Origin of the sequence: Micromonospora cathayae (assembly GCF_028993575.1) — a bacterium.
GTDB classification, from domain to species: Bacteria; Actinomycetota; Actinomycetes; order Mycobacteriales; family Micromonosporaceae; genus Micromonospora; species Micromonospora cathayae.
Window position 1 is genome coordinate 3,593,672 of the sequence record NZ_CP118615.1, and the last position, 16,923, is coordinate 3,610,594.

The 16,923-nt window shown below is 73.3% G+C and carries 16 protein-coding genes; 7 read left to right on the forward strand and 9 right to left on the reverse strand.

Annotated elements, in window-relative coordinates; all coding sequences use genetic code 11:
* Positions 1–114: 114 nt before the first annotated feature.
* From PVK37_RS16535 to PVK37_RS16545, 3 genes are all read right to left on the reverse strand, one after another.
* Positions 115–744, reverse strand: a complete 630-nt coding sequence (locus tag PVK37_RS16535; RefSeq protein ID WP_275034917.1) for a DUF899 domain-containing protein — start codon at positions 742–744, stop codon at positions 115–117.
* 55 nt (positions 745–799) lie between these two features.
* Positions 800–1,615 (reverse strand): exodeoxyribonuclease III, encoded by an 816-nt coding sequence (locus tag PVK37_RS16540; RefSeq protein ID WP_275034918.1) that lies wholly within the window; start codon positions 1,613–1,615, stop codon positions 800–802.
* 134 nt (positions 1,616–1,749) lie between these two features.
* Entirely contained in the window at positions 1,750–2,670 is a 921-nt protein-coding gene (locus PVK37_RS16545) for a proteasome assembly chaperone family protein (protein WP_275034919.1), read from the reverse strand.
* A gap of 455 nt (positions 2,671–3,125) precedes the next feature.
* Between PVK37_RS16545 and PVK37_RS16550 the strand changes: the two genes are divergently transcribed.
* From PVK37_RS16550 to PVK37_RS16560, 3 genes are all read left to right on the forward strand, one after another.
* Complete coding sequence (locus tag PVK37_RS16550) at positions 3,126–4,028, forward strand: peptidase M23 (RefSeq protein WP_275034920.1); 903 nt, start codon at positions 3,126–3,128, stop codon at positions 4,026–4,028.
* 84 nt (positions 4,029–4,112) lie between these two features.
* Positions 4,113–4,259 (forward strand): hypothetical protein, encoded by a 147-nt coding sequence (locus PVK37_RS16555; protein WP_275034921.1) that lies wholly within the window; start codon positions 4,113–4,115, stop codon positions 4,257–4,259.
* A 47-nt stretch (positions 4,260–4,306) separates the two neighbouring features.
* A complete protein-coding gene (locus PVK37_RS16560; RefSeq protein WP_275034922.1) occupies positions 4,307–5,101 on the forward strand; it encodes an EcsC family protein in 795 nt (264 codons plus the stop codon).
* A 58-nt stretch (positions 5,102–5,159) separates the two neighbouring features.
* Here the strand turns inward: PVK37_RS16560 and PVK37_RS16565 are convergent, their stop codons facing one another.
* Both PVK37_RS16565 and PVK37_RS16570 read right to left on the reverse strand, forming a co-directional pair.
* The gene (locus PVK37_RS16565; RefSeq protein WP_275028289.1) at positions 5,160–6,023 is read right to left on the reverse strand and encodes a GDSL-type esterase/lipase family protein; all 864 of its coding nucleotides are present in this window, start codon (positions 6,021–6,023) and stop codon (positions 5,160–5,162) included.
* Positions 6,024–6,096: 73 nt separating this feature from the next.
* On the reverse strand, positions 6,097–6,693 hold the full coding sequence (locus tag PVK37_RS16570) for an antibiotic biosynthesis monooxygenase (RefSeq protein ID WP_275028290.1): 597 nt from the start codon (positions 6,691–6,693) through the stop codon (positions 6,097–6,099).
* A 163-nt stretch (positions 6,694–6,856) separates the two neighbouring features.
* Here PVK37_RS16570 and PVK37_RS16575 point away from each other — a divergent pair, with 163 nt between their 5' ends.
* The 3 genes from PVK37_RS16575 to PVK37_RS16585 are packed head-to-tail and all read left to right on the forward strand — an operon-like array spanning position 6,857 to position 9,560.
* Positions 6,857–7,120 carry a DUF6343 family protein gene (locus tag PVK37_RS16575; RefSeq protein WP_275028291.1) on the forward strand — a complete coding sequence of 88 codons (264 nt, stop codon included), beginning with the start codon at positions 6,857–6,859 and terminating at the stop codon, positions 7,118–7,120.
* Between the two features lie 12 nt (positions 7,121–7,132).
* Positions 7,133–8,545 carry an NADP-dependent succinic semialdehyde dehydrogenase gene (locus PVK37_RS16580; RefSeq protein WP_275028292.1) on the forward strand — a complete coding sequence of 471 codons (1,413 nt, stop codon included), beginning with the start codon at positions 7,133–7,135 and terminating at the stop codon, positions 8,543–8,545.
* A 52-nt stretch (positions 8,546–8,597) separates the two neighbouring features.
* Positions 8,598–9,560: a TIGR03885 family FMN-dependent LLM class oxidoreductase gene (locus PVK37_RS16585; RefSeq protein WP_275028294.1), complete on the forward strand. Its 963-nt coding sequence runs from the start codon at positions 8,598–8,600 to the stop codon at positions 9,558–9,560.
* Between the two features lie 64 nt (positions 9,561–9,624).
* Here PVK37_RS16585 and PVK37_RS16590 read toward each other — a convergent pair whose 3' ends face one another.
* Positions 9,625–10,179: a GNAT family N-acetyltransferase gene (locus tag PVK37_RS16590; RefSeq protein ID WP_275028295.1), complete on the reverse strand. Its 555-nt coding sequence runs from the start codon at positions 10,177–10,179 to the stop codon at positions 9,625–9,627.
* Between the two features lie 152 nt (positions 10,180–10,331).
* On the opposite strand from PVK37_RS16590, the gene PVK37_RS16595 reads away from it, so the two are divergent.
* Positions 10,332–11,543 carry a snapalysin family zinc-dependent metalloprotease gene (locus PVK37_RS16595; protein ID WP_275028297.1) on the forward strand — a complete coding sequence of 404 codons (1,212 nt, stop codon included), beginning with the start codon at positions 10,332–10,334 and terminating at the stop codon, positions 11,541–11,543.
* 66 nt (positions 11,544–11,609) lie between these two features.
* On the opposite strand, the gene PVK37_RS16600 is transcribed toward PVK37_RS16595, so the two are convergent.
* From PVK37_RS16600 to PVK37_RS16610, 3 genes are all read right to left on the reverse strand, one after another.
* Positions 11,610–13,019 carry a glycoside hydrolase family 30 protein gene (locus PVK37_RS16600; protein WP_275028298.1) on the reverse strand — a complete coding sequence of 470 codons (1,410 nt, stop codon included), beginning with the start codon at positions 13,017–13,019 and terminating at the stop codon, positions 11,610–11,612.
* A gap of 293 nt (positions 13,020–13,312) precedes the next feature.
* Entirely contained in the window at positions 13,313–14,059 is a 747-nt protein-coding gene (locus tag PVK37_RS16605; protein WP_275028299.1) for a VOC family protein, read from the reverse strand.
* A gap of 166 nt (positions 14,060–14,225) precedes the next feature.
* Positions 14,226–16,877 carry a glycoside hydrolase family 9 protein gene (locus PVK37_RS16610; RefSeq protein ID WP_275028300.1) on the reverse strand — a complete coding sequence of 884 codons (2,652 nt, stop codon included), beginning with the start codon at positions 16,875–16,877 and terminating at the stop codon, positions 14,226–14,228.
* Between the last annotated feature and the right edge of the window lie 46 nt (positions 16,878–16,923).

A 16,923-nucleotide genomic window follows, 5' to 3' on the forward strand; every position in this document is an offset into this window, starting at 1 on the left:
CACAGCGTTGATCGGTCTCACCTCCTCGGTTCGCGGCAGCGCACAGCGGGGCCGAACGTACCACGAACGGCCCGGTAGCGTCGTCGGCTCCGCCGGTGGTCGTGGACCGACCCGTCACCCGTACGTCGGGTGCTGCGGCCAGCCCTCCGGGGAGTCCTCCCAGTCCTGCATCCGGCCGTACGCGGTGAGGTCCATGATGCTGGCGGCGAAGACCAGCCGGTCCACGCCCCGCGCGGTGGTGCTGTAGGTGCGGTAGACGTCGTCGCCGTCGCGCAGGAACACGCTGAGCATGAACCCGTTGCCCGCACCACAGTCGTCCGAGAAGGACGTGCCGTGCGACGACACGAACGGCAGCGTCCAGCCGCGTTCGGCCTTGTACGCCTCGATCTGGGCCAGCGGCATGTTGGACACCGTCACCCAGGTGATGCCCCGCGCGGCCAGCATCGGCAGCGCGTGCCCGGGCACGTTGTCGGTGAAGGCGGTGCAGCCGGGGCAGTAGTGCTTCGGCCCCCGGTCCATGAACTGGTACACGACGAGTTCGTTCCGGCCGTCGAACAGGTCGGTCAGGGACCTGGGGCCGTCGGGCGTGTCGAACACGTACGGCTTGTCGAACCGCACCATCGGCAGCCGTCGTCGCCGCGCGGCCAGCGCGTCCTGCGCGCGGGTCACCTCCTTCTCGGCCTTGAGCAGGTCGTCGCGGGCCTGCTGCCACTGTTCGGCGGATACGATCTCCGGTTTCACCATGTCCGTCATCCTGCCCGCGGGGTACGACAGAAGTGGCGCGTTCCCCTACCGTGGGTCACTCCGCTGCGGTGGGCGGCAGGTCCACGTCCACCACGATCGGGGCGTGGTCCGACGGCCCCTTGCCCTTGCGGGCCTCCCGGTCGACGTAGGCGGCGCGCACCGCCCCGGCGAACGGTGCGGAGGCGTACACCAGGTCGATCCGCATGCCCTTGTTCTGGTGGAACATGCCGGCCCGGTAGTCCCAGTAGGTGAACGGGTGCGGCCCCTTCATCGGGGTCGGCACCACGTCGGTCAGGCCCAGGTCGCGCAGCGCGGCCAGCGCCGCCCGCTCCGCCGGGGTGACGTGCGTCGAGTACGTGAACACGGCCGGGTCCCACACGTCGGCGTCGGTGGGGGCGACGTTGAAGTCCCCGCACACCGCCAACGGCAGCCCACCGCCGGTGGCCGGCTGGCCGCCCGCCAACTCGACAGCCAGGGCGTCGCGCAGCGCGGCGAACCAGGCCAGCTTGTACGTGTAGTGCGGGTCGTCGGGGGAGCGGCCGTTCGGCACGTACACCGACCAGATTCGCAGCCCGGCGCAGGTGGCCGAGATGGCCCGCGCCTCCGGTTCGGGGAAGCCGGGCTGGCCGGGGAAGCCGACCGTGACGTCGGACAGTCCCACCCGGGACAGGATCGCCACCCCGTTCCACCGGCCGTCGCTGTGGCTGGCGACCGTGTAGCCCAGCTCGCCGACCTCGGCCACCGGGAAGGCGCCGTCGGGGCACTTGGTCTCCTGAAGGCAGACCACGTCCGGCGCGGTGCCGGCCAGCCAGTCGAGCAGCCGGGGCAGGCGGGTCTTCACCGAGTTCACGTTCCACGTCGCCACACGCATGAGGTCAGCCTGCCCCATGCCCGCCGGTCGTGCCCGTCGGCCCGCCGCTGGTCGTGTCCGGCGGCCCGGGGCACGCCTGGCCCGGCGATCCGACCCGGCCCGGCGGGCCCCACTCCCGCCGGGCGGGGGCGGGGTCAGCCGGTGGGGTTGTCGCCGGGGCGGCTCTGCTCGGCCAGGAAACGCTCCAGCTCGGCACCGAGTTCGTCGGCGGTGGGCAGTGGCCCGGCCTCCGTGGCGAGCAGGTTCTTCTCGCCCCGGCCCCGGGCGAACGCGTCGTACTGCTCCTCCAGGGCCTGGACCAGCGACGCGGCGTCCTCGGTCTGCGCCACCTGCCGGTCGATCTCCACCCGGACCACCTCGGCGGCCGAGCGGAGACTGTCGCTGGGCAGCAGCAGGCCGGTGCTGCGGGACACCGAGGAGAGCAGCACCTCGGCCGCCGCCGGGTACTCGGTCTGGGCGACGTAGTGCGGTACGTGCACGGCGAAGCCGAGGGCGTCCCGGCCGTCCTTGCCGAGCCGGTACTCCAGCAGGTGGCCGACGCTGCCGGGCACCTGCACCCGCTGCAACCACGGCTCGTAGCCGGCGATCAGGTCACGTCGGGTGGCGTGCGCGGTCACCCCGGTGGGCCGGGTGTGCGGTACCGCCATCGGGATGGCGTTGAGGCCGACGGTGAGCCGGACGTCCAGCCGGGCGGCCAGCCCGCTGACCGCCGCCACGAAACGTTCCCACTGGAGGTCCGGTTCGGGGCCGGTGAGCAGCAGGAACGGGGTCTCGTCGTCGTCGCGGAGCAGGTGCAGCTCCAGCGCGGGGTGGTCGTAGTGCTCCCAGTGGTCCTCGACGAAGGTCATCACCGGGCGGCGGGACCGGTAGTCGAAGAGCTGGTCGACGTCGAAGGTGGCGATCGGGGTGGCTTCGAGGCTGTTGAGGAGTTGCTCACGGGCCAGTCGGGTGGCGTTGCCGGCGTCGACGAAGCCGGTCAGCGCCTGGATCAGCACCGGCTGACCGAGGTCGGGCAGGTCGTCGGTGAGCTGGTACAGCTCGTGTGGGTCGAGCACCGGTCTGGACCTCCCTGGTAGGTGCGCCACGGGCCGCCGTGGGGAGACGGCACCCGGTACGGGAAACGTATTCGCCATCTTGGTGCATTCCTTCGCGGCGCGGTGGAGCGGCCGGGGGTGCCCGGGCTCGGCGGCGGACCGGCCGATGGCGGTGCCGGTTCGACCCGGAGGGCTCCGATCCTGGTCCGGACGGGTGGGCGGTCCCTCGGCCGTCCGGCCGGCGGCCTGCCCACCGACCGGTGGAGCGCATCCTGGAAGTGCTGCCGGCCCCGGTTGGCGGGGGTTTCTCCCCGGGCCGGACGCGCCGGCGGCGGCCGAGGCAAATGCCCGCCTTGCCGCGTATGGCAACAAACGCCAGCCTCGATGCCGTCCTGGCGGGTTTCGTGGGGAGAAATGTGGCGAGCGCCACAGATCACCCACGGTAATGGTGGCGGCTCTCTGCTTAGCCTCGTCGGATGCGTGACGACGACATGATCAATGAACGGACCACGCCCACCAGCCCGGATGGCCGTACGGATGAGGGAGCATCACCCGAAAGGGAAAGCACGTACGGTGAGCAACGACCTGGCGGTACCCGGCGTCGGGGCCTGCGTAACCTCACCCCGCGCACCGGCCGGGCCCGGCTGGCCCTCGCCACCGGCGCGGCCTGCTGCCTGGGCCTGGTCGCCGTCATCGAGGTCCGGGCCGCCACCCACGAACCGGCACCGCCGACCGACCGCTCCGCCAGCAGCGCCGACCTGGTGGAACGGGCCGAGGAGCAGCCCGCGTCCCGGGCCCTGGCCCGGACCCCGGCCCCCAGCGCGTCGCCCGCCCCGCCCACCGCCAGCCCGTCGCCGAGCCGGCCGGCCGCCACCACCCCCGCCCCGAAGAAGACCCCCACGAAGAAGCCCACCCCCCGCAAGCCGGTCGACCCCGCGCCGGTGGCCGGGCTGACCACCGCCCAGATGAAGAACGCCACCGTGATCGTGCGTACCGGCCGGGCCATGGGCGTGCCCCGGCGCGGCCTGGTCGTCGCGGTCGCCACCGCCATGCAGGAGAGCAACCTCTACAACCTGGCCAGCGGCGTGGTGCCCGAGTCGCAGAACCTCCCGAACCAGGGCCTCGGCTGGGACCACGACTCGGTCGGGCTGTTCCAGCAGCGCGCCAGCATGGGCTGGGGCACGGTCGAGGACCTGATGAACCCGGCGTACGCGACCCGGCAGTTCCTCACCGCCCTGCTCGCGGTGCCCGGCTGGCAGCAGATGCGGCTGACCGACGCGGCGCAGGCCGTGCAGATCTCCGGCTTCCCGGAGGCGTACGCCCAGCACGAGTCGCGGGCCACCGTCATCGTCGAGGCGATCGTGCCGTCCGGGGTGTGATCGTGCCGTCCGGGACGTAGCCGGGCGTGACGGTTGCCGGGTCGGGGTACACATGAGGGGCAACTCCACGACAGGAGGCCCCACATGTCCCCACTGATGCAGAAGCTCACCCGGTTCCTCCGCTCCCCGCAGGGGCAGCAACTGGTCGACCGGGGACGCCGTGAGCTGGCCAAGCCGGCCACCCAGCAGAAGCTGCGCGGGCTGGCGGCGAAGCTGTCCAAGCGGCGCTGACCGTCGTACCCGTCGTATCGTCCCCCCGCTTACCCCCGGAGCCTTCCGTGACCGACTCGACGCCCGTCGACGGCCAGACCCCCACCCCCGCTCCCACTCCCGTACCGGCTCCCACACCGGCTCCCGCGCCCCGTCCGCCGGCCGGTGCCCCGGCCGATCCGCCGGACGCCCCCGAGGCACCCCCGGCCAAACTGTGGGACCGGATGCGGGAGGACCCGCAGTACGCCCCGGAGCACCTCGCCCTGGAGGCGGTCCGTCGGCTCGGCCCGGAGGCGGCCCGCTGGGCCGAACGGGCCCGGGCCGAGCAGCCCGGCATCCCCGCCGAGGCCCTCGCCGACCAGGCGGTACGCCGCTTCGTCAACCGGGCCCGGCTCTCCGGGGCGGTCTCCGGGGCGGCCGGGCTGCCCGGGGCGGTGATCGACGTGGGAGTGCTCGCCTGGACCCAGGCCCGGATGGTGCTGCACGTCGCCGCCGCCTACGGGGTGGACCCCCGGCACACCGACCGGGCCACCGACCTGCTCGTCCTACAGAAGGTGCACAAGGTGGCCGAGACCGCCCGGCTGGCCCTCGGCGTGGCCGCCGGCCGGGAACGGGCCGGCGCGCTCTTCGGTGGCGGCTCGCAGCCGGCGCTCGGCCGGGTGATGATCAAGCTCGGGGTGCGGCTGGCCCAGATGGCCGGGGTGCGCGCGGCGAAGCGGGTCTTCGCCAAGGTGGTGCCGGGCGCGGCGATCGTCCTCGGTACCTGGGCCAACTCGTCGGCGACCAAGGACCTGGCCCGGCGGTCGCGGGAGCTGTACGGCCAGCACCGCTCCGGCGTGGTCCCGCCACCGCGCCAGCCCTGACGGCGACCACGGCGGCCGGCCCGGTCGGCCTGGCCCGGTCGGCGGCCGACCCGGTCGGTCAGTCGGCGTAGCCGGCGGCCGACCAGGTCACCTCGGCGAGCCGCTGCTGGCCGGCGTTGTTCGGGTGGAAGTAGTCGAGGCTGTTGACCTCGTCGAGGGTGAACCGCACCCGGTGTGCGGCCCCGCCGTCGTGCCGGCAGCGTGACCCGTACGCCCGGCAGGCCGCCACGAGCTGCTCGTTGTAGGCGTCCACCCGGTCGCGGAACGCCGCCCGGCGGGCCCGGTCGGCGGGAGCGGTGGACGTCGGGGCAGCCAGCAGGGCGGGACAGATGCCCCGCCCCCAGGCCCGGACGGCCCGCTCGTCGCGGTGCCCGATCTCCCAGAGCCGGTGCAGGTCCGGGATGCTCACCACGAGCACCCGGGCCTTCGGTCGGCCCTCGCGCAGCGTCCGCAGCGCCCGGTCGACCTGCTCCCGGAACGTCCCGACCGACGTCATCGCCTCGACGCTGCCCCGGCAGGCGTCGTTCGCGCCGATCAGCACGGTGACGTAGTCGGCCTTGTCGCGGACCGCCCGGGTGGCCTGGTCGGGCAGGGCGGACGCGCGGGCGCCCGCCGACGCGTGGTTGTACGCCCGGCCCTGGATCGCCGGATTCAGCTCGCGGAGCCGGCGGTAGTGGCTCTCCACCCGGCGTCCCTCCCCGGTGGACCAGGAGTTGCGGTGGCAGGAGGAGAGCACCAGGCAGGTACCGAAGCCGGTGGTGATCGAATCGCCGATCGCGGCCATCGCAGCCGGCGTCCCCGGGCGGGGGGATTCGCGTGGCGGCGGGGGAGTGCCGTCGCCCCCTCCGGTGCCGCCGCCCTCGCAGGCGAGCGCCACCAGCGCCGACAGGGAGGCCACCGCGGCGATCCAGCGTCGAGGCATGATGTTCCCCGTTCCACCAGCGGAGTGCGACAGCGTCGTCACTCTACGCCCCGACGGCGTGCCGGCGACACCCTCAGTGGCGGGCGCGCCAGGGTGCCGGCCGGCCGTGCAGCCACCAGCGCAGCCGGCCGGTGATCCAGGGCAGCACCAGGTACGTCATCAACGGGGTCAGGCAGACGGTGATCAGCAGGGTCCGCGCGGCCACCGGCACCCCGGGCAGGAACCGGCCGGTCAGCAGGGTGGCGGTCAGGCTCAACGGGAAGAACGCCAGCCAGATCGTCACCGCCTGCTTCCAGCGCGGCGGGGTCGGCGGAACCGCCCCGGTCAGCCCCTCGACGCTGCGTTCCGCCGGCGGGTCGAACCAGCCCTCGATACCGGTCCGCCGTTCCACCCGGGTGTGCTCGACGATGCCCTGCGCGGAGGTCAACCACCAGCGCCGCTGCGGCGACTCCTCCCACCCGCGCAGGGTCTCCGCGTCGGCGAACCGGTAGAGCATGTGCCAGTCCGACGAGCCGGGCGCGTTCTGCACCCAGCCCGCCCCGAGGAACCCCGGGAAGCCCTCCGCCAGGGCGGTGCCGGCCCGCATCCAGGCCACCATCTCGTGGGTACGGGCCGGGTCGGCGCGTCGGGCGATGGCGACGGTCACCGGTACCGGCCGGGTCGTGGTCATGCCGCCCATCCTCCGTCGTCGCTCGGCTCCCGGCCGGCTGGTGTTACGCAACCCACGGCGGTCGGCCGCCGACGGAGTACCCGGGCCCACGGCGGTCGGCCGCCGACCGGGGTACCGGGGCCGCCGCAGGTTAGCCCCGGTGCTGCCCGGGTAGTTCGCCAGGATGACGCGATCACAGCCCAAGGGTGCCCGGGGCACTGTCGGCCACGCCTACAGCGCGCTGAACCTGCGGCTGGCGCTGGCGTCGTTCGGGCTGGTCACCATGGTGCTCTTCGCCGTCCTGGCGGCCCGCGCCGGGCTGGCCTGGCTGGCCGTGCTCTGCGCGGTGTTCGCCGTGGTGGCGGTGGTCGACCTGGTCGTCATCCAGCGTCGTCGGGCCGCCCGCCGCCGGGAGGAGCCGGGCGCGCGCCACTCGCTCTTCGAGTGACAGGAGTACGAGATGTCCATCGCCACCACCAATCCCGCCACCGGTGAGGTGCTCAAGACGTACGACGCGATGTCGCCGGACCAGGTCGACGCCGCGATCGCCGGGGCGGACCGGGGGTTCGCGGAGCTGCGCGGCACCTCGATCGCGCAGCGCGGGCGGTGGCTGACCGCGGCGGCCGACCTGCTCGACGCCGAGCGGGCCGACATCGCCCGGACCATGACCACCGAGATGGGCAAGACGTACGCGTCGGCGCAGGCCGAGGCCGCCAAGTGCGCCACCGCCTGCCGGTTCTACGCCGAGCGCGCCGAGCGGTTCCTGGCCGACGAGCCGGCCGACGCGGCGGCGGTGAAGGCGACCCGGGCCTTCGTCCGGTACCAGCCGATCGGCCCGGTGCTGGCGGTGATGCCGTGGAACTTCCCGCTCTGGCAGGTGGTCCGGTTCGCCGCGCCGGCCCTGATGGCCGGCAACACCGGGCTGCTCAAGCACGCCTCCAACGTCCCGCAGACCGCCCTCTGGCTTGAGGAACTGTTCCGCCGGGCCGGCTTCCCGGAGGGGGCGTTCACCACCCTGCTGGTCGGGTCGGACGCGGTGGAGCGGATCCTCGGCGACCCACGGGTCCGGGCGGCGACCCTGACCGGCAGCGAGGCGGCCGGCCGGTCCATCGCGTCGGTCGCCGGCCGGAACCTGAAGAAGACCGTTTTGGAACTCGGTGGCAGCGACCCGTTCGTGGTGATGCCCTCGGCGGACCTGGACCGGGCCGCCGAGGTCGCCACCACCGCCCGCTGCCAGAACAACGGCCAGTCCTGCATCGCCGCGAAGCGGTTCATCGTGCACACCGACGTGTTCGACGCGTTCGCCGAGCGGTTCGTGGCGCACATGTCGGCGCTGACGGTGGGTGACCCGATGGACGCCGGCACCGACGTCGGGCCGCTGGCCAGTGAACGGGGCCGTGACGAGGTGGCCGCCCAGGTCCGGGACGCGGTGGACCGGGGCGCGCGGCTGCTCTGCGGCGGCGAGGTGCCCGACCGGGCCGGCTGGTGGTACCCGCCGACCGTGGTCACCGACCTGACGCCGCAGATGCGGATGTGGGGCGAGGAGGTGTTCGGCCCGGCCGCCGGGCTGTACCGGGTGGCGTCGTACGACGAGGCGGTCGAGGTCGCCAACGGCACCAGCTTCGGTCTCGGCGCGAACGCCTGGACCCGGGACCCGGCCGAGCAGGAACGCTTCGCCACCGACCTGGACGCCGGCAACGTCTTCGTCAACGGCATGACCACCTCGTACCCGGAGCTGCCGTTCGGCGGGGTGCGCAACTCCGGGTACGGCCGGGAGCTGTCGGCGCTGGGCATGCGCGAGTTCTGCAACGTCAAGACCGTCTGGGTGGGCGAGGGCGTGGCCACCGGCGGGGCCGGCTCGCACGCGGAGTGAGGCTTCCTCGCGGCTGATTGGTCGGGGCGGGTTCTGGGTAGTGGTCGTCGGCATGACGGTGTTCGGCGTGCACGCCTCCCACGAGCAGATCCACCCGGCCGCGCTGCTGGAGGCGGTGGTCCGGGCCGAACGGGCCGGCTTCGACGCGGCCATGTGCTCGGACCACTTCGCGCCGTGGAGCGAACGGCAGGGGCAGTCGGCCTTCGCCTGGTCCTGGCTCGGCGCGGCGTTGCAGGCAACCGGGCTGCCGCTCGGGGTGGTCAACGCCCCCGGCCAGCGGTACCACCCGGCGATCATCGCGCAGGCCATCGGCACCCTCGGCGCGATGTACCCGGGCCGGTTCTGGGCGGCGCTGGGCACCGGGGAGGCCGCCAACGAGCACATCACCGGCGACCCGTGGCCGCGCAAGGACGTCCGTAACGCCCGGCTGCGGGAGTGCGTGGACGTGATCCGGGCGCTGCTGGCCGGCGAGGAGGTCACCCACGACGGCCTGGTCCGGGTGGACCGGGCGAAGCTGTGGACCCGGCCCGAGGAGCCGCCGGCGCTGGTCGGTGCGGCGGTGAGCGTGGCGACCGCGCGCTGGTGCGCCGAGTGGGCGGACGGCCTGATCACCGTCAACGCGCCGGTGCCGCACCTGCGCGCGATGATCGACGCGTACCGGGACGCCGGCGGCCGGGGGCCGTTGAACCTCCAGGTGCACCTGAGCTGGGACCCGGACCAGGAGCGCGCCGAGCGGATCGCCTACGACCAGTGGCGCAGCAACGTGTTCGCCCCGCCGGTCTGCTGGGACCTGGAGACGGTGGAGCACTTCGACGTGGTCTCCGAGCGGGTGCCGATGGAGAAGCTGCACGAGGTGGTCAACATCTCGCACGACCTGGGCCGGCACGTCGGCTGGCTGGAGGAGTACCTCGACCTGGGCTTCGACCGGATCTTCCTGCACCACGTCGGGCAGGAGCTGGGGCCGTTCGTGGACACCTTCGGCGCGGAGGTGCTGCCCAAGCTGCGTACCCGCTGACCGCCCGGCTGGGGGCCGCGCCGGTTCAGGCCCGGCTCAGGGCGTGGCCGCGCCGCGGGCCCGGTCAGGTCGCGGTCGTCGTCGGCCGGTCCAGCCGGCGGGCGAGCACCTGGCCGGGCCACGGGTCCCGGTCGGGTCGCCGCACGGTGAACGGTTCGGTCGGGGTGAAGCCCTGCCGCTCGTAGAAGCGCACCAGCGCCCCGTCGTCACCGGCGTAGCAGTCCACCCGCAGCAGCCCCACACCGGCGGCCCCCGCCAGTTCCCCGGCATGGTCCAGCAGCCGTCCGCCGATGCCCAGTCCCGCGTACGCCCGGTCGGTGACCAGCAGGTTGACGTACAGCTCGGGTTCGTCGGCCGGGGGGATGTGGTCGGTGGCCCGGCCGACGACGAGCGCGCCCACCGGCTGCCCGGCGAGCATGGCGAGCCAGAGTCCGCCGCTGTCCGCCCAGGTGCGGGCCTGGGCGAGCCGGCGCGGGTCGGCCGAGGCGGGCGTGCTGCCCCACTGGCCGGTGCGGCCCCGGGCCGCCAGCCAGGCCATGGCGTCGTCGAGCAGCCGCAGGATGGTCCGGTCGTCCGCCGGGGTGCCCGGCTGGATGGTGAGCGCGTCGCGGTCGGCCATTCCCCGATGGTCTGCCATTTCCCCGGATCGATGTCACCCGGTTTCCTGGAGCGTATGACCGAACCACGATGGGTGGTAGGGTCGCCACGGCCCGTAAGATTGACTGACCTCGATATGGCGGCATCGCTGCCGTGGCACCCAGGGAGTGGTCGATGATCAGACGGAAACTGTCCCACGCGGCCGGAGCCGCCCTCGCGCTCGTGCTGTCCCTCACCGGCGTCCAGGCCGTAACCGGCACGCCGGCCAGCGCGGACGTGGGGGCCACGGTCCGGACCGTCTACTACGACGCCAGCCGGGCCGGCGAGTTCCGGACCAACTTCGACCAGGCCGCCGCCAACTGGAACAGCCGGGTCAGCAACGTCCGCCTGGTCGCCGGCACCCCGGCCAGCGTCACCATCTACGTCGACAGCGGCTGGCCGCGCGCCTACGTGGCCGGACTGGGCCGGGGCACCATCTACATGGGCTGGCAGGCCGTCAACCAGGGCTACCACCGGACCCGGATCGCCACCCACGAGTTCGGCCACATCCTCGGCCTGCCCGACCGGCGTACCGGCCTGTGCTCGGACCTGATGTCCGGCAGCAGCGCCCCGGTCTCCTGCACCAACGCGTACCCGAACGCCACCGAGGCCGCCCAGGTCAACTCGCTGTTCGCCGGCAGCCTCGCGGCCAGCGCCGACGTGGCCGGCACCCACGTGTGGAACGAGGAGGCCGACGGCGACGTCACGCCGCAGGTCGTCGGCGGTGTGCCGGCCACCGAGAACTACCCGTGGATGGTCTACACCTCCGGCTGCACCGGCACGCTGATCAAGGCGAACTGGGCGGTCACCGCGAAGCACTGCGGCACCCCCAGCTCGGTCCGGGTCGGCAGCGTCAACCGCAGCAGCGGTGGCGTCGTGGTCGGCGTGAGCCGGGCGGTCAACCACCCCACCATCGACGTCAAGCTGCTCCAGCTCAGCAGTTCGGTGAGCTACGCCCCGGCACCCATCCCCACCACCTCCGGCGCGGTCGGCACGGCCACCCGGATCATCGGCTGGGGCCAGACCTGCCCGGTCCGGGGCTGCGGCGGCGCGCCGACCACCGCGTACGAGCTGGACACCTCGATCGTGTCGGACAGCCGGTGCAGCGGCATCAACGCCACGTACGAGATCTGCACCAACAACACCAACGGCAACTCGGGCGCCTGCTACGGCGACTCGGGCGGCCCGCAGGTGCGCAAGATCAACGGCGTCTGGAACCTGATCGGCGCGACCAGCCGCTCGGGCAACGGCGACCCGACCTGCGCCACCGGCCCGTCCATCTACGGTGACCTGCCGTCGATCCGTACCTGGATCAACACCCAGGTCGGCGGCCTGCCCACCGCCTGACCGGACGGTGTTCGACGGGGTGCCCGGTCGGACCGGGCACCCCGTCCGCCGGTTCGGGTCGGCCGGTCAGCCCCGGCCGGGGCGGTCGCCGACCAGCGTGGTCAGGGAGCGCGGTGCCAGCGTGACCGTCGGGTGCGGACCACCCCCGGTGACGGTGCCCGGGGACTTCTCCAGGTTGTGCGTGGAGTCGGTGCGGTACGCCGTCGGCCGCCTCAGGTCGACGCTGGTGGTGACGGCCGTGTCCGTGGTGTTGATGATCTGTACGACCTCGGTGCCGTCGGCGTTGCGGTAGGCGGAGACCTTCAGGCCCTCCCGCGTGCTGTCGACCCCGATCCGGACCGCCCCGGGCCGGACGAACCGGCTGTACGCCGCGAACGCGTAGAGGCGGGACGACACCCGGTAGCTGTCGTTGGCGTCGTCCACCTGGACCAGGGCCGCCGTCGCGCCCCGGGACGAGCCGAGCCAGAAGACGAAGGCGCTGCTGTCGGCCAGCGCCAGGGTGTCGTGGATCCGTTCGGCGACGGCGAGGCCGTCGGTGCCCCTACCGCTGTCCCAGGCTTCGTTCCAGCCGTCCGTGACGCTCGACGGCGCCCACTCCGACATCCAGGTGGGTGCCGTGGTCGGCAGCTGCCGGTCCGCCGGGCTCGCGTAACCGTGCCCGGTGAACAGGTCCAGGTACCTGCGGGCCTGCGGGTCCGACTCGATCGCCTGGGCGTACGCGGCGGACTGCTGCCAGCCGAACGAGTCGCAGCAGGCCACCTTCACGCCGGCGGCGCGGGCGACGGGGCCGAGCACCTTCACGAAGTCGGCGGCCTGGGCCGGGGTGAACCGCATCGAGGCGTAGGGGGCGGTCCAGTCGGGTTCGTTGGTGAACCCGAGTTCGTCGATCCGGATGCCCTCCTGCCGGTAGAACCGGGTGTACTGCACGAGGTACCGCGCGTACGCCTCGCGCCAGTCGCCGCCGGCACAGGAGACGCCCGGCACCCCGCAGAGCGAACCGCCGTTGTTCTCGTCGCCGTTGTCCTTCATGTAGCCCGGGGCGCTCCAGGCGTCCGCGTAGAACCGGTCGATCCCGCGTTTGCGCGCCTCTTTGGTGTACCAGACCTGGCCGCCGTCCCAGCCGTCCCACCGGTACGTCGGCGGGGCCGTCGGGCCGCCGGGGTCGGTGGGCTGGATGGAGAGCATCTTGTCGTACTCGGTGGAGGCCGACGAGCCGATGCCGAGCCGCAGGATGCTCGGGGCCGCGCCGGTCCTGCTGTCGAGCAGGAGGTCGAGGACCTCCTCGCGCTTGCGCTCGGAAAGGTTGTGCACGAGCGAGGAGCGCTGGAAGGCGATGGAGTAGCCGAACCCGTCGATGGACTGGTGGGTCTCACCACGGTCGATGTCGATCCCGGGCGGGGAGCCGGCGTGGGCGGGGGTGGTCGGCAGGACGACGGCGAGCGCGATGGCGGCCACCAGGGTGGGGGAGCGGAGCACGGGACTCTCCTTCGCGGGTGCGCGCGGTGGGTGGTGACCCGACGGAACGCGACGGGACGCGACGGCGTGGCTCCGGGTCCGTCCGGTCCGGGCAGGCACCGAATTACATCGACGAAAGCTAATGAAACCGTATCGGAGGCGATATCGGGAACTCAACACCCGCCGGGCGGTCCGGACGGCGCGATCGGCAGCTCCCGCCCCTGACCAGCCCGGGTCACGATGCTCCGGAAGTTTCGGTCGCCGGCGGGGCTCCCGGCCGACGCCCCGGCCGCCGGCCGGGAACCCGGCGGCGGTCACCCGTCCCCGGCCCGGTCGGGCCGGCCCACCTGCCGGCCCAGTTCGGTGGCGGCGTCCAGGGTGTCGGCGGCCCGACGGCGCTGCGCGGCCGAGAGGGTGACCGCGCCGGCCCGGTCCAGCGCCGCCCGCGCCGCAGCCGCGTCGTCGAGCACCAGCGCGATCTCCGCCCGGTACACCAGGGCCTCCACCGCGAGCACCGGCTCCTCGAGGGCGTCCGGCCGGGCCAGCGCGCCGTCGAGGATCTTCGCCGCCTGCCGGTGGTCACCCCGCGAGTCGGCCTGGACGACCGCGTTACCCAGCGCCGTCGCCAACCGCCCGGTCGGACCGGTCGACGCCCCGGACGGTACGGACGACGGACGGGCCGAGACGCGGATCCAGTTGCCGCCGGGGTCGACGACGCTGAAACCGGTCACCCCGTCGGCGTTGTGCCGGGGCCGGGGCCGGGTCATCCGGGGCAGCCCGGCGACCAGCACCTTCCCGTACGCGGCCCGCATGCCGGCGGCCCACGCCGCGTGCAGGGCGCCGACGTCCGGGACGAGCACCAGACACGAGCCGTACGAGGTGGCCGGGTCGAAGTCGGGCATCCCGAAGAAGTGCAGGTGCAGGTCCTCGCGGCGCAGGGCGACGTACGGGTTGGGGCGGGTCTGCCGGTGGGTCACCGTGAAACCCAGGACCCGGTAGAAGCCGGTGATGTCGTCGATGGAGCGGCACGGCAGGAGCGGCACCGTCAGTTCGTCGGCCATCCACCCTGTCTAGTGGGCACGGCACCGCGTCCGCACATGGAAGTGTCCGAACGGCCGGGCCGGGGGACCGTTCGGGCGACTGTCGGGAGTGGACCTGGCGGTCGGCGGACGCGAACAGGGGCCTCCCCGTGCCGGGGAGGCCCCTGCCGGGACCGGGGAGCGCAGGTCAGGAGAGCGTGCAGGCTACTCCGTTGACCGCGATCAGACCCGGTGCCGGATTGGCGTTACCGCCGGTCAGCGCGTTGAACCCGAAGGTCACCGTGCCGCCCGGGGCGATCGTGCGGTTGTACGACTCGTTCGTCGCCGAGACGGTGGCCCCGGACTGGGTCACCTTCGCCAGCCACGCCTCGCGCACCTTCTGGTCGCCGGTGAACGCGAACCGGACCGTCCAGCCGTCGATCGCCTTCGGGCTGGTGTTGCGGATGGTCACCTGGCCGGTGAAGCCGGTTCCGCCCTGCCAGGCCCCGTAGTTGACGTACTGGGCCGAGCAGCCCGACGTCGGGATGGCCCCGGCCTCACCCTGGTCGGCGAGGAAGGACGCGATCCAGGCCAGCGCCGAGTTCCAGTTGATCGCCACCTCGTTGGTCGAGTACGAGTTGATGTCGTCGACGTAGCAGAACATCGGCTTGCACCCGGCCAGCAGCTGCTCCACGAACGGGTCCTGGAGCGCGGCGTTCGGGCCGCCCGCGATCGAGCCGGCCGGCGGCTTGGGCAGGGCCGGGTCGAGCTGGTTGCCGAAGATCCGGCTGTGCTGGTTCTCCGCCGCGTGCTCACCCCACCCGGTCACGTACGAGATGTTCAGCGCGTTGCGGCCGAGGATGTAGTCCATCGCCTGCACCGCGCCGTCCCGGTACTTCACGTCACCGGTCAGGTCGAAGGCGGTGGCCAGCACGACGGCGTTGTTGATGATGTTGCTGTTGCCGCCCCAGAAGTAGCTGCCGGCGTCGCCGGGCATCGGCAGCCCGTACGCCTGCCGGGCGATCTCGGCCAGGTACGCGTCGGCGGCGGTGGTCACCGAGGCGCGGATCCGGGTGCGCTCGGCGGTCGGCAGGCCGTTGGGCACGGTGGCCAGGTCGAGCCGGCCCAGCGCGGCCACGCTCTGCCAGCCGAAGCCGCGCGGGTCGAACACGTCCCCGGTGTGGTGCGGCGAGGCGGTCAGGTCGGCCAGGTACGCCTGCTCACCGGTGGTCAGGTACAGCTCGGCCGCCGCCCAGTAGAACTCGTCGGTGACGTTGGTGTCGTCGTACGCGCCGCCGCCGACACCGTCGGTCGGGCTGGCGTACCGGGCCGGGTTGGCCTTCGCCGCCGCGTAGGCGGTCTTCGCGGCGGTGCCGCAGCGGGCCGCGAAGGTCGCGTCGTACGGGGCGAACAGCCGCGCGCACTGGGCGGCGGTGGCGGCCAGGTTCAGCGTGGCGGCGGTGGACGCCGGGTGCAGTTCGCGCTGCTCCGGGTCCTGGTGCGGCAGCAGCGGCAGGCCGGTCCAGTTCTTGTCGTGGATCTTGTGGTGGGCCATCCCGGCGAGCGGCTTGCCGGCCGGCACCTGCATGCTCAGCAGGAACTCGAGCTCCCAGCGGGCCTCGTCGAGGATGTCCGGCGTGCCGTTGCCGCGCTCGGGCACCCGCAGCGTGCTGTCGGCCAGCTTCGCGCCGCCCTTCGCGGTGGCCGCGGTCTTGGTCCGCTCGAAGGTGCTCAGCAGCTGGTAGGTGGCGATGCCGCCGTTGACCACGTACTTGCCGTGGTCGCCCGCGTCGTACCAGCCGCCCCGCACGTCGAGGGTGTAGTCGCAGACGCCGGGCTGGCAGGGCACGTTGGTGTCGCCCTTGTTGGGGGCCACGTCGAGGTGGCCGGCCGGGCGGGCGTACTCGTCGCCGATCAGGTCGCCGTCGATGGCGATGCCGCTGCGCTGGGCGTAGAAGAACTGCAACGCGTCCGAGCGGAGCTGGTCGTAGAGCACGCCGGAGATGTCGAACGGGTGGCTGGTCTCGCCGTCGGCGACCAGGGTCAGCCCGGTGCCCGCCGTCCGGTACGACGAGAAGCCGATGCTGTGCACGTTCTGCCCGGACGCCGGGTCCACGCCGCGCGGGGTGCTGGTGCCGCTGGCCACCACCGTGCCGGCCGCGTTCTTCAGCTGCCAGGGCAGCGGGTCGGTGGCCTCGGTGACCACGGTGGCGTTCTTCGGGCCGGCGGTCAGGTAGCCGACCTGGTTGACCCGGACCCGCGGGCCGGTGTCCGGCTCGTACGGCGCGGCCGGCTCGCCGCCGCGCAGCGAGACGTTGTCCAGGCAGAAGGTCTGCGCGGTGGGGCTGCCGCCGACCTGGAAGATGATCTGCGCCCGGCTGTCGTCGGCCGGCGCGGTGAAGGTGTGTTCGGTGCGCTGCGCGGTGCCGCCGGCGGTCACCCCGACGCTGGTGTACGTGGTGTAGGGGGCGCTGCCGAGCTGGAGGACCGCGTTGACCCGCGCCCCGGGGGTGGCGGAGGCGTCGAAGGCGAGGGTGTACGACGCGCCGGCGATCAGCGGTACGCCGTCCTGCCCGATGCCGGCGTCCCACGGGTTGGCGGTGCCGGCCGCCACGGTGGTGCAGAGCTGCCCGTCGGGGTTGGTGAGGTCGCCGGTGCCGTAGGAGAACCACGGCGAGGTGCCGGCGCTGAAGTCGCCGTTCTTGATCTGCTCGGGAAGTTCGTCCTCGGCGGCGGCGGTGGGGCCGGCGGCCGGGGCGGCGGTGGCGGGGGTGACCGTGCCGAGGCCGCCGGTGAGGGCGAGGGAGGTCGCCGCGGCGAGCAGGGTGAGGCGGTGTCGACGGCGTGGGGGTGACGTCACGACGGTTCCTTCCGGGGGACGGGCTGATCGACACCTGGGAGCGCTC

Coding starts and splice junctions, on each gene's coding strand:
- PVK37_RS16570 (WP_275028290.1), bottom strand. CDS start 6,693: ATGACCACGACCCGGCCGGTACCGGTGACCGTCGCCATCGCCCGACGC.
- PVK37_RS16585 (WP_275028294.1), top strand. CDS start 8,598: ATGACGGTGTTCGGCGTGCACGCCTCCCACGAGCAGATCCACCCGGCC.
- PVK37_RS16565 (WP_275028289.1), bottom strand. CDS start 6,023: ATGCCTCGACGCTGGATCGCCGCGGTGGCCTCCCTGTCGGCGCTGGTG.
- PVK37_RS16540 (WP_275034918.1), bottom strand. CDS start 1,615: ATGCGTGTGGCGACGTGGAACGTGAACTCGGTGAAGACCCGCCTGCCC.
- PVK37_RS16580 (WP_275028292.1), top strand. CDS start 7,133: ATGTCCATCGCCACCACCAATCCCGCCACCGGTGAGGTGCTCAAGACG.
- PVK37_RS16575 (WP_275028291.1), top strand. CDS start 6,857: ATGACGCGATCACAGCCCAAGGGTGCCCGGGGCACTGTCGGCCACGCC.
- PVK37_RS16535 (WP_275034917.1), bottom strand. CDS start 744: ATGGTGAAACCGGAGATCGTATCCGCCGAACAGTGGCAGCAGGCCCGC.
- PVK37_RS16550 (WP_275034920.1), top strand. CDS start 3,126: ATGCGTGACGACGACATGATCAATGAACGGACCACGCCCACCAGCCCG.
- PVK37_RS16555 (WP_275034921.1), top strand. CDS start 4,113: ATGTCCCCACTGATGCAGAAGCTCACCCGGTTCCTCCGCTCCCCGCAG.
- PVK37_RS16595 (WP_275028297.1), top strand. CDS start 10,332: ATGATCAGACGGAAACTGTCCCACGCGGCCGGAGCCGCCCTCGCGCTC.
- PVK37_RS16605 (WP_275028299.1), bottom strand. CDS start 14,059: ATGGCCGACGAACTGACGGTGCCGCTCCTGCCGTGCCGCTCCATCGAC.
- PVK37_RS16590 (WP_275028295.1), bottom strand. CDS start 10,179: ATGGCCGACCGCGACGCGCTCACCATCCAGCCGGGCACCCCGGCGGAC.